Here is an 11,123-nt window from a genome sequence, read left to right as displayed (position 1 = left end):
GGTCAAATGAGTATGGGAAAATCGGGCAGGGATTTGCCAGATCTTACAGATCGTAGATGCGACTGCCGACTGCCCGATGCCTGAAGGTGTTCTAGGTGGTTTGAAATGATAGAGTTTGATGCAGCAGATGCGTCTGTGTGGATTACGATCATATTTGGACCCGCGCCTTTGTTGGCACCGCTCCTTATTTGGCTGTACAGGCGATATTGGGCCATGCGGACCGACCCTCCCTCGGAACTCGGGATGCAGGTCGCGGCAGGCCAAGCCTGCATGGAGTACCTCAGCGAAGAGGCGCGCAAGTCATTCACTCGAGAGATGCAAAGACGAGCATTCCTCTATTCCCGCGAGATCCTATACCCCTATCCAGGACGTGTGGCTGTGAAGTACGAGGTTGTCGGAGCCTTCCTGCTGCTCGCGACAATTTCTTGCCTGGTTCTCGCTTTGGGCTGGTCTAGTCCAGTTCCTCCGCAGGTGTGGTACGCAATCAAGGGTGCCGGGGTCTTGCTCTTCATGGCGGCGTTTGCAGCCTTCGCGACACGAGCGAAAGTTTCAGGGATATTGAAGGTGGAGCGGCACCTCTTCTCTCTCCGCGAGCGTCTGGAGGTGACTCGAAAGGATCTTGCTGGCGAAAGAAGGATTATCTTCCTCGATAGTATTTTCCTGACCTACTACCTTGCGGCATGCGCCCTGTCGCTTATGGTGGTAACCCTGTGGGCAGTTCGGTCGGATGAATTTCCCGATAATGTTTTGAACTGGCTCGTGCTTCTACTGGCCGCACTGTTCTTGTATCAAAGGTCGCGCGTGGTGCATAAGGAGGTCGGATTCAAGCTGAAATCGGCCAAGCGCGAATTCTCTGAGGCATATCAGAAAGATGTCCATGGGCAGGGAACGAGGATTTCCGAGACCTATAAGTATCATCTGCGGCCATCGGGCCGCGGTTCGTCGGCGATGAGGAACGATCCTGGGCCTAGCCGATGACCTCGTGAACGGCGTACCTGTTCCAATCCCGTCCACCCCACCCGCTACCCTCCCGACCATGAAGATCGGTCTCCGCAAGCCCAGCCTGAAGAAGTCCATCAAGGCCCGCACCACGGGCCGCGCCAAGCGTGCGATCAAGCGCAAGGTCATCCCCGGCTACGGCCGCAAGGGGATGGGCTGGCTGCGCGATCCGAAGCGCGCCGCCTACAACGCCGTCTACCGGCGCACCACGGTCGGCCTGGGCGACGTCCTGAAGATGTTCAAGTGACCCCCACGCCCTCGCGCACCTGACCGGGGTCGGCCCGGGGGCGGCCCGCTGAACACGCGCCGCCGGCCGCCCCTCACAGGCCCGGGCCGCCGCCCGCCCCTCACCGGCCCGCGAACGCCTCCACCCGCCGCACGGCCTCCGGGTGCTCGGACGCCGCCGCGATCGACGCGGCCTCCCGCCGCACATGTGCGCGCAGCGCCTCGACGTCGGCCCCGCGCGCCAGCGCCTTGGTCGGCCCATAGGTGTGCGCCGGACCGGCCACCAGCTCGTCCTCGAGCGCCGCCAGGCGTGCCGCGAACGCGTCGCCGGCCACCGCCTCGGTCGCCAGGCCCCACGCGACGGCCTCGGCCCCGTTCAGGCGCCGCCCGCCGAGCAGCAGCTGCGTCGCGCGCACCGGCCCGAGCACCCGCGGCAGCCAGTAGGACACGCCCGTGTCCGGCGTCATCCCGAGCGCCGAGAACGCCGTCACCAGCTGCGCGTCCTCGCGCACCAGCACGACGTCGCCGCCCAGCATGAGCCCGAGCCCCGCCCCGGCGGCCGTCCCATTGACGCCGGCCAGCACCAGCAGGCGAGAGCCCGTCAGCGCCACCGCGACCTCGCCCGCCGCCTCGCCGAGTTCCTGGATCATCGCGCGCCGCTCCGGCCCGGCGGGGGAGGCGGCCATGGCCTGGACGTCCCCGCCGCCGCAGAAGATCCGCCCGGCGCCGGTCAGCGTGAGCACGTGCACGGAGTCGTCCGCCTCGGCCGCGGCGATCGCCGCGAGCACCTCGCGCGCCATCGTCAGTCCGAGCGCGTTGCCCTTCGCGGGCCGGTTCAGCGTCAGCCGCACGACGCCGGGACGCGTCTCGATGAGGACGGCGGGGGCGTCGTCGGAGGAAGAAGGGGTGGGTGCGGTGGTCATGTCAGCTCCTGGGGTCGGAAGGTGGGGTGTGTGGGTGTCGGCCACGAGAGCGGCCGGCCGGGGATCACGCGAACGCGCTCATCCCGGTCAGGTCCCGGCCGAGGATCAACGCCTGCACGGACTCCGTTCCCTCATAGGTGTGCAGCGCCTCGACGTCCGTCATGTGGCGGATCACCTGGTTCTCCAGCAGGATGCCGTTGCCGCCGAGCATGTCCCGGGCGATCTGCGCCACGCGGCGCGCGCCCCGCGTGCAGCTGTACTTGAGCAGGGACGCCTGCTGGTCCCGCAGGGTCCCGGCCTCCTGCAGCCGCGCGACCGCCGCACAGCGGGCCTGCATCCCCGTGACCTCGTCCAGCATCTGCGCGAGCCGCTCCTGCACCATCTGGTGCGCGCCGAGCGGCTTCCCGAACTGCTCCCGCTGCGTCGCGTAGGCCAGCGCGGACTCGAACATGCTGGAGGCGTGGCCCAGCGCGGACCACCCCACGTTCACGCGGGTGGCCACGAGCACGCGGGCCGCGTCCTTGAACGTGGCGACGTGGGGCAGGCGTGCGTCGTCGTCCACCCGCACGTCCGTCAGGGAGATCTCCGCCTGGTGGATCGCCCGCAGGGCGCCCTTGCCGGTGATGACCTCGGCCTCGTACCCGGGCGTGGACTGCTCCACGATGAAGCCCTTGACCTGGCCGTCCTCCGTGTCGCGCGCCCACACCAGCGTGATGCCGCCGGAGGCGCCGTTGCCGATCCACTTCTTGGCGCCGTTCAGCACCCAGCCGCCCGCGCCGTCGGGACGGGCGGAGGTCTCCAGGGACACGGAGTCCGAGCCGTGCAGCGGCTCGGTGAGCGCGAACCCTCCTGGCAGGCGACCGCTGGCCACCGGCTCGAGGTACCGCTCCTTCTGCGCCTCCGAGGCGCAGTGCACCAGGGCCCGCAGCACGAGCCCGCCCTGCACCGCGGCCGCTGCCGCCATGGAGCCGTCCGCGCGGGAGATCTCCATCGACACCAGCCCGGCGGCCAGCGGGGACATCATCGCGTGCCCGGGCACGTCCAGGCCGTCGGTGAGCAGGTCCAGCTCCCCGGCCCGCGCCACGAGGTTCAGCGGGTACTCCGCGCGGTCCCAGTGCCCGTCGATCCGCTCGAGCACCTCCCGGCCGTAGGCGCGGGCCCGGTCCCAGTGTTCGCGGTCCTCGTCCGTGGCCTCTGCGAAGGCCTCCAGGTAGTCCACGTCCAGGGGGGTGGTCACGTCATAGGTCGGCCGCATCACCCCTGGCCCGCCGTCCGTTCGGCGCGCAGGGCGCGCTTGAGCAGCTTGCCGGACTGGTTGCGCGGCAGCTCGGCCACGAAGTCGACGCGCTTGGGGACCTTGAACGCGGCGAGGCGCTCCTTCACGTGGGCCCGCACGGTCTCCGCGGTCAGCTCGGCGCCCTCCTTGAGCACCACGACGGCGGTCACCGCCTCGATCCACCGTTCGTCCGGCAGCCCGACGACGGCGACCTCCGCCACTTCGTCCAGCTCGTAGATGGCGTCCTCCACTTCGCGGGGCGCCACGAGGACGCCGCCGGTGTTGATGACGTCCTTGATGCGGTCCACCACCTGGATGTAGCCCGCGGCGTCCTGGGTGACCTGGTCGCCGGAGCGGAACCAGCCGTCGTCGGTGAACGCGTCCGCGGTGGCCTCGGGGCGGTTCCAGTACCCGTTGAGCAGCTGCGGGGAGCGGTACTGGATCTCGCCCGGCTCACCCGGCTTGGCCGGGGCGCCGTCCGCCGTCATGACGCGGGCCTCGACGTGGAACACGGGGCGTCCGCACGAGGCGGGGCGGGCATCGTGCTCCTCGGGACGCAGCACGGTGCAGAGGGGGCCGAGCTCGGACTGGCCGAAGCAGTTGTAGAAGCCGATGCCGGGCTGGGCCTGCCGCAGGCGCTGCAGCACGGTGACGGGCATGATCGAGGCGCCGTACTGGGCCTTCCGCAGCGAGGAGAGGTCCCGCGTGGCGAGGTCCGGGTGGTTGCTCAGCGGCACCCACACCGTGGGCGCGAGGAAGAGGGAGCCGATGTGCTCGGCCTCCACGACCTCCAGCATGCGCGGGATGTCCGGGGCGGGCAGGATCCGCACGGTGGCGCCCAGGGACAGGTAGGGCAGCAGGATCACGTGCATCGCGGCCGAGTGGTAGAGCGGCATGGCCACGAGCGGACGGTCCTCCGCCGTGTAGTCGAGCGCGATGACGGAGGAGAGGTACTCGGCCACGAGCGCGCGGTGGGACATCATCGCCCCCTTCGGGGCGGACGTGGTCCCCGAGGTGTAGAGCAGCTGCGCGAGGTCGGTGGCCTGCACGTCGACGTCGGGCGCGGACGCGTCCGCCGACTCGTCCCGGGCGGTCTCCAGGACGGCGGGCTCCCCGCCGTCCTCGGCGGCGAGCAGGGGCCAGACCCGGCCCAGCGCGGGGACGCGGCCCTCCGCGCGGACCTGGTCCACGCGCTCGAGCATCGCGGCGTCCGTGACGATCAGCTCCGCGCCGGAGTCCTCGAGGGCATGGGCGAGCTCTCCGCCCTTGAGCGCGAAGTTCACGGGCACGTGCACGTAGCCGGCCGTGGCGCACGCGAGGAAGAGCACCGCGTAGGCGTCCGAGTTCATCGCGTAGGCGGCGACGCGGGAGCCCTGCGGCATCCCGGTGGCGAGCAGCCGGCGGGCCACGCGGTGCACGCCGTCGCGCAGCTGCGCGTAGGTCCAGTCCCGGTCCTCGAACCGCAGGGCCACGGCGCGGGGGGAGCGGGCGACGGCACGGGCGAAGAGGCGGCCGATGGTGTCCTCGGGTGCCGGGCCGCGGGCGTGGGTGTCAGGGGTCGTCTGCGACATGGTGTCCTCCAGGGGGTGGAGCGGAAGGGGCAGGGAGGGGGCTCAGAGCCGTTCGACCGTCGTCCCCGGGACGTCCTCGGACAGCCCTGCGGCACGCCAGGCGTTGCGCGCGGTGTGCATGGCCCGCGGCCCCGGCTGGTCGACGCCGTCGAGGAGCACCTCGGCGTCCGCGGCCGAGTCGAGGTCCTGGCGGCCCACCGGGGTGCGGACGGCGTCGACGATGTGGGCCTCAGTCATGAGGAGTCCGATCTCTGGGCGGCCTGTGGTGGGCGTCACGCTAATGCTAGGAAATCCAACAATCAAGGGTGATCCGCCTGATCCCGCGTCCCGCCCCTCTGACCTTGGCAGACACCCTCCCCACCGCTTACCGTGAGCCGGCACCCCCACGTCCCCCTCCGTACGAGAGCAGAGCCGTGACCTCTTCGCACTCCGCCGGCGCGCACTCCGCCGACGTCGACCCCGCCATCAGCAGCCCACTCGCCCGCAAGGTCGGCACGTGGAGCCTCTTCCTGTTCATCCTGGGCGACGTCCTCGGCGCGGGCGTCTACGTCCTCGCCGGCTCCGTGGCCAAGCTCTCCGGCGGCGCCGTCTGGGTGCCGCTCGTGGCCGCCCTCCTCCTCGCGCTGCTCACGGCCGGCTCCTACGCCGAGCTGGCCACGAAGTACCCACGCGCCGGCGGCTCCTCGCACTACGCCACCCGCGCGTTCGGCCCGTTCGTCGGGTTCCTCGTGGGCTTCTGCATGCTCGCGGCCGGCATCGTCTCGGTGGGCGCGCTCGCCCTCGGCTTCGCCGGCGACTATCTCGGCGCGTTCGTGAACTGGCCGACGGCGATCGTCGTCGTCGTGTTCCTCGCGCTGCTGGCCGCCCTGAACATCCGCGGCATCGCCGAGTCGCTCGGCGTGAACCGCGTGGCCACCGTCATCGAGGTCGGCGGCCTGGTGCTCGTGGTGGTCCTGGGCGCCATCCTGCTCGCCCGCGGCGGCGGGGACCTCTCCCGACTCACGCAGCTCGGCACCCCGGAGAACGGCCCGTTCGCGGCCGTCCTGGCCGGCACCGTGCTCGCCTTCTACTCCTACGCCGGCTTCGAGACCAGCGTGAACGTGGCCGAGGAGACCCGTGACCCCGCGCGCTCCTACCCCCGCGCCCTCTTCGGCGCGCTCACGGTGGCGGGCCTGCTCTACGCGGCCGTCGGCGTCGTGGCCTCCGCCGCCGTCCCGACGGCGGAGCTCGCCTCCTCCTCGGCCCCGCTCCTGCAGGTGGTGCAGGCGGCGGGGATCGTCCCGCCCGTGGTGTTCAGCGTGATCGCGCTCGTGGCCGTGGCCAACGGTGCGCTGCTCACGGGCATCATGAGCTCCCGCCTCACCTACGGCATGGCCCGCGACGGCCTGCTGCCCTCCTTCCTCGGCAAGGTCCTCCCGGGCCGGCAGACCCCGTGGGTGGCGGTCATCGTGACCACCGCGATCTCGCTGATGCTCGCTCTCACGGGCACCCTCGAGCTGCTCGCGGGCATCATGGTGCTCCTGCTGCTCGTGGTGTTCGTGGCCGTGAACGTGGCCGTGCTGGTGCTGCGCAAGGACCCCGTGGCGCACCGCCACTACCGCGTGCCGGCGTTCCTGCCGGTCCTCGGCGTCGCCTCCTGCCTGCTGCTCGCCACGCAGGTGGAGCCCGAGGTCTGGATCGGCGGCATCCCGTTCCTCGTCGTGGCGGCTCTCCTCGCGGTGTTCGCCATGGCGAACCACCGGCGCCGGAACGCCTGAGACAGGCCCGGGGACGCCCCACCCGCCGAGGGCCTGGGTGGCCCGACCCGTCCGGACCCCGCACGCAGGAAGGGGCGGTCACCTCGTCCGAGGTGACCGCCCCTTCCTGCGTGCGGTGGGAGGAACCGCTCAGAAGCCCAGCGGGCCACGGCGCGTGGTGCGTCGACCGGTGGTGCCGCCGAGCAGCGAGCCCAGCAGGCCGCCGCCGCGCGGGGTGCCCCGACGCGTCGTGGGGGCGTAGCCGCGGCGACCGGCCGCGCCGCCGGCGCGGCGCGCCAGCTGGCTCAGGGCCAGGCCGCCCAGCGCCGCGAGCATGCCGTGGGACGCACCCGACCGGCCGTTGGTGCGGCCGACACCGGACTGGCCCAGGCCGGGGCGGCCGAAGGACGAACGGCTGGAGCGGCCGCGGCCACGCTGCTGCGTGCCGCCGAGCGAACCGGTGAGGCTGGAGAGGATGCCCATGGTGATGTCCTCCTGGGACGTCGTGCCGGCCACGGGAGCGCGGCCGATCTGTTGAGCCCAACCTAGGCCGACGCCCCCCGGACGCGTCCAGTGCTCGCGGGCGTGCCGGTTCAGGCGCGGTGGCTGCCTGCGGAGAGCGGGTCCCCGCCGGCGCCGCGCAGCTGATCGCGGCCGGCGACGTCCGTGCCGTCCTCGGCGCCCCACAGTGCCACGCCGCGGGCCTCGGGGAGGTCCGAGATGTGGAAGTGCGGGTCCTGCCCGGCCTTGAGCTTGCGCTCGTAGTCCTTGAGGAGCTTCACGGCCAGGTGTCCCAGGGGCAGGATCGCGATGAGGTTGATGGTGGCCATGATCGCCGCGAAGGTGTCCGCGAGGTCCCACACGAGGGCCACCTTGGCGAGCGCGCCGCCGATCACGCACAGCAGCACGAGGAAGCGGAACACGGTGATGGCGCCGCCCGCATGGCGGCCGGCCAGGAAGCGGATGTTCGCCTCGCCGTAGTAGGTGTTGCCCAGCACGGAGGACCAGGCCAGGAAGAAGATGATGACGGTCAGCGCGGGGCCTGCCCACTGGCCCACGGCCTGCTGGAGCGCCCCCTGGGTGACCACCATGCCGAGCGCGTCCTTGTCCCCGTACGTCGGGTTGGAGAGCAGGATGATGAACGCGGTGGCCGTGCAGACGATCAGGGTGTCGAAGTAGACGCCGAGGGACTGCACGAAGCCCTGCTTCGCCGGGTGGGAGACCGCCGCGGTGGCGGCGGCGTTCGGGGCCGAGCCCATGCCCGCCTCGTTCGAGAACATGCCGCGGCGCACGCCGTGCAGGATCATCGCCATGCCGACGGCGGCGCCCGCCACCTGCTCCATGCCGAACGCGTGGCGCACGATGTGCAGGAACATCGCCGGGACCTCCGTGATGTTCACGATGATCACGATGATCGCCAGGATGATGTAGAAGACGGCCATGATGGGGACCACCACGTTGGTGACCGTGGAGAGGCGGCGCACGCCGCCGAAGATCACGAGGCCGGTGAGGACGGCCAGCCCCACGCCCACGATCCACGCCGTGGTGATGGACTGGCCCCAGTTGGCCTGCACGGACTCGGAGATCGAGTTGGACTGCACGGCGTTGAACACGAACCCGTAGGTGAACGTGATCGCCACGGCGAACACCATGGCGAGCCACTTCGAGCGCAGGCCGTCACGGATGTAGTAGGCGGGCCCGCCGAAGAACCCCTCCGAGCCCTTCTGCTTGTAGAGCTGGGCCAGCGTGGACTCGACGAACGCGGTGGCGCCGCCGAGGAGCGCCAGCAGCCACATCCAGAACACGGCGCCGGGGCCGCCGAGCACGATCGCGATGGCCACGCCCGCCACGTTGCCGGTGCCCACGCGGGAGGCCGCGGAGATGGTGAAGGCCCGGAACGGGGACACGCCGTCGTCGCCAGGCCCCGTGGAGGATCCCGCCGTGACCGAGCGCAGCATCTCCGGGAGCATGCGCACCTGCACGCCGACCGTCCGGATGGTGAACCACACGCCTGCCACGGCCAGCAGCGCCATCACGACATACCAGTAGACGTTGTTGAAGGCGGCGATGGCCTCGGTGATCTGATCCATGCGCCCAGGCTACGTGCTGCGCTGAGCGGGCACGGCCCGCCGCGCTCAGGCGCAGTCGCTGTTCCAGGTCTCCGCGTACATCGCGTAGCGCAGCCGCACGATGTGCTCCAGGCGGCGGTGCAGGTCCCCCTCGGAGACGCCGGCGGCCGTGTTGCGCGCGGCCGAGCGGGCCAGGGCGTCGGCGAACTCGTTGCCCTCGAGGCCGGCGTGGCCCTTCACCCACGTGGTGTTCACGTGGACGCCGGCGGCCTGGCTGAGGTCCACGGCCGCCAGGAGCCGGCGCAGGGAGCGGCGGATGCGCTCGCCGCGCGCGCCGCCCAGGGTCAGGCGCTCGCGGTGGGCCTCGCGCAGCAGCGCCAGGGCCGCCCGGGAGTCCGAGTGGATGGTCACCTCGCCCCCCGGAGGGGCGCCCCAGGCCGCCATCAGGTGTCCCAGTACGAGGCCCTCGAGCTCCACCTCGAGCGGCAGGGTGGCCCCCTGCAGCGGATGGGCGGCCCACATCCGGTCGCGGGCGACGGCGGCCGCCCCTCCCGTGCGGGTGCCGCGCAGCAGGGACCCGTCCACGTACACGTCCGTGAGGTCGGCGGGATCCGTGAACGCGAGGCTGTGGTGCAGGCGCGGCAGGGTGCGCCGGATGAAGCGGTCCGCGCGGCGCCGGGAGAGGAACACCTGCCCCGAGCGGCGCCCCGCGGAATCCTCGGCCTCCTGGGCGCGCAGGTCCTCGAGGGCGATCCGCTCCGCCCCGAGCTGCATCACGCGGTCCGCGTCCACGTCCGGCAGCAGGTAGCTGGAGCGCTGCGAGCCCACGGGGGATTCGTCCAGGCGGTAGGAGACGACCGGCACGTCCGTGGGGGCGAGCATGCGCAGCAGCGTCAGGAGGTCGGCCTCCCGATCCGAGCGGAGGCGCACGATCACCGGGCGGCCCGCGGGGAGGTCGTGCAGCACGGTGTCCCAGAAGCGGTTGAGCCGTGGCGCGGTGATCACTCCGGTCTGCACGGGCCCCTTGTCGTCGTCGCCGAGCTCGCGCAGCTCCAGGGTGCGGATGACGTACACGATCCCGTCCGGCACGGGATGCAGGTCCAGGCGCAGGGAGGGCCCGTGGGTGACGCCGGGGAGCATGGCCAGCGGATGGGCCACGACGCGCACCCCGTCCTGACGGACGCGGACGCGGGGCGGTGCCGGCCGCGGGGGGCGGGGGCGGCTGGCCGGGACGAGGTGGAGGGGGCGCAGTCGGCCCCGCGGCGCGGAGGAGCGGGCATGCGCGGAGGTGTTCGGCTTGACCGGTCCGGCGTGGTCCGACCTCCTCGCGGTCGAACTGCCCGAGCCGACCGGGCCCACCCGCAGGAAGGCCCCGTCCCGGACCGGCGTGCCGGCGCGGTGGGCCGCGGGGCCGTGGAACGCCCAGGACACATCGAGCAGCGCCGCGGGGCTCGCGGCGTCTGCGTCGATGTGCACGGGGCGGTGCATGGCCTCGCGCGGGTGGTTCTTCCTGGCTCCCATGAGTGGCAATCCGGCGGGTCGAAGGGGTCTCACCGAGAATTCGTGCCGGACTCGGCGAGCGCGTCGGGTGGAGCTGTGAGCCGACGCCGAGGGCGTGGCTCGTCATCTGTCACCCTCCACTGTAGGGAGCAGATCCGGTGCTGGGGAGGTCTGCGGAACGTTGCGTTCCGTCAGGGCGGAGGGATTCCGCGCCCCGTGGAGATCCGGAGCCCCCTGATCGACGTCGCAGAGCCCGCCGAATGCCGGGGGTCGACCTTCCCTGCACGGCACCCCTCCGGGCCTCAGAGGACGGTGCGGCGATGCCCCTGGAAGTCCGGTCCCGTGACCACGCCGAGGGCCTGCGCCTGGGAGCGCTGCTGGCGCAGCGAGACCGTGCCGAGCAGCAGCGCGAGGGCCCGCTCGCCCTCCTCCGGGGAGTCGGCCGCCTCGGTCAGGAGCGTGTGCAGTGCCCCGCCGCCGAGGCCGAGCGCGAGCGCCGAGAGCACCACGTCCGTGCCGTCCCGGTGGCGCAGCAGCACCTGCTCCGCCACGGCGGCCCGCCCGGCGACGTCGCCGATCCGCCGGGCGCGCACCGTGTCACCGATCTCGGCGACGATCCGGTCCGCGACCCGGGCGAGCAGGGTCTGCTTGTCCGGCACGTGCCAGTACAGGGCGGAGGCCTGCACGCCGAGCACGGCGGCCACACGGCGCATGGAGAGGTCGCCCATGCCGAAGTCCTGCAGGATGCCGACGGCGGCGTCCACCACGTCCTCGGCGGTCAGCCGGCCCCGGGCGGAGGCGGCGGCAGGGGGCGGGGTCATGCG

Annotated in this window: 11 protein-coding genes; 3 read left to right on the top strand and 8 right to left on the bottom strand. The window is 71.8% G+C overall.

Going from position 1 to position 11,123, the window contains the following annotated elements:
* The first annotated feature begins 270 nt into the window (after window positions 1–270).
* Window positions 271–978, top strand: a complete 708-nt coding sequence (locus tag AAG742_RS09920) for a hypothetical protein (protein WP_343282107.1) — start codon at window positions 271–273, stop codon at window positions 976–978.
* A 58-nt stretch (window positions 979–1,036) separates the two neighbouring features.
* Entirely contained in the window at window positions 1,037–1,246 is a 210-nt protein-coding gene (locus tag AAG742_RS09915) for a hypothetical protein (protein ID WP_002857973.1), read from the top strand.
* A gap of 100 nt (window positions 1,247–1,346) precedes the next feature.
* Here the strand turns inward: AAG742_RS09915 and AAG742_RS09910 are convergent, their stop codons facing one another.
* The 4 genes from AAG742_RS09910 to AAG742_RS09895 form a co-directional block, all read right to left on the bottom strand.
* Window positions 1,347–2,147, bottom strand: a complete 801-nt coding sequence (locus AAG742_RS09910) for an enoyl-CoA hydratase/isomerase family protein (RefSeq protein ID WP_343282106.1) — start codon at window positions 2,145–2,147, stop codon at window positions 1,347–1,349.
* A 64-nt stretch (window positions 2,148–2,211) separates the two neighbouring features.
* Window positions 2,212–3,402, bottom strand: coding sequence for an acyl-CoA dehydrogenase family protein (locus AAG742_RS09905; protein WP_343282105.1), 1,191 nt, complete (start codon window positions 3,400–3,402; stop codon window positions 2,212–2,214).
* Complete coding sequence (locus AAG742_RS09900; protein WP_343282104.1) at window positions 3,402–4,994, bottom strand: fatty acyl-CoA synthetase; 1,593 nt, start codon at window positions 4,992–4,994, stop codon at window positions 3,402–3,404. Before AAG742_RS09900 ends, AAG742_RS09905 begins: the two co-directional genes overlap by 1 nt.
* Window positions 4,995–5,036: 42 nt before the next feature.
* On the bottom strand, window positions 5,037–5,231 hold the full coding sequence (locus tag AAG742_RS09895; RefSeq protein WP_319074483.1) for a hypothetical protein: 195 nt from the start codon (window positions 5,229–5,231) through the stop codon (window positions 5,037–5,039).
* A gap of 227 nt (window positions 5,232–5,458) precedes the next feature.
* Here AAG742_RS09895 and AAG742_RS09890 point away from each other — a divergent pair, with 227 nt between their 5' ends.
* Window positions 5,459–6,751 carry an APC family permease gene (locus AAG742_RS09890; protein ID WP_343282427.1) on the top strand — a complete coding sequence of 431 codons (1,293 nt, stop codon included), beginning with the start codon at window positions 5,459–5,461 and terminating at the stop codon, window positions 6,749–6,751.
* A gap of 129 nt (window positions 6,752–6,880) precedes the next feature.
* Here the strand turns inward: AAG742_RS09890 and AAG742_RS09885 are convergent, their stop codons facing one another.
* The 4 genes from AAG742_RS09885 to AAG742_RS09870 all read right to left on the bottom strand — a co-directional run bounded on the left by AAG742_RS09885 (window position 6,881) and on the right by AAG742_RS09870 (window position 11,120).
* A complete protein-coding gene (locus tag AAG742_RS09885) occupies window positions 6,881–7,246 on the bottom strand; it encodes a hypothetical protein (RefSeq protein ID WP_343282103.1) in 366 nt (121 codons plus the stop codon).
* Window positions 7,247–7,323: 77 nt separating this feature from the next.
* Window positions 7,324–8,820 (bottom strand): alanine/glycine:cation symporter family protein, encoded by a 1,497-nt coding sequence (locus tag AAG742_RS09880; RefSeq protein WP_248116207.1) that lies wholly within the window; start codon window positions 8,818–8,820, stop codon window positions 7,324–7,326.
* Between the two features lie 45 nt (window positions 8,821–8,865).
* Complete coding sequence (locus tag AAG742_RS09875) at window positions 8,866–10,320, bottom strand: ribonuclease H family protein (protein ID WP_343282102.1); 1,455 nt, start codon at window positions 10,318–10,320, stop codon at window positions 8,866–8,868.
* A 281-nt stretch (window positions 10,321–10,601) separates the two neighbouring features.
* A complete protein-coding gene (locus AAG742_RS09870) occupies window positions 10,602–11,120 on the bottom strand; it encodes a TetR family transcriptional regulator (RefSeq protein WP_298712383.1) in 519 nt (172 codons plus the stop codon).
* Between the last annotated feature and the right edge of the window lie 3 nt (window positions 11,121–11,123).

Origin of the sequence: Micrococcus sp. 2A (assembly GCF_039519235.1) — a bacterium.
In the GTDB taxonomy this organism is placed as follows: domain Bacteria; phylum Actinomycetota; class Actinomycetes; order Actinomycetales; family Micrococcaceae; genus Micrococcus.
This window is presented reverse-complemented; position numbering and strand designations above follow the sequence as displayed.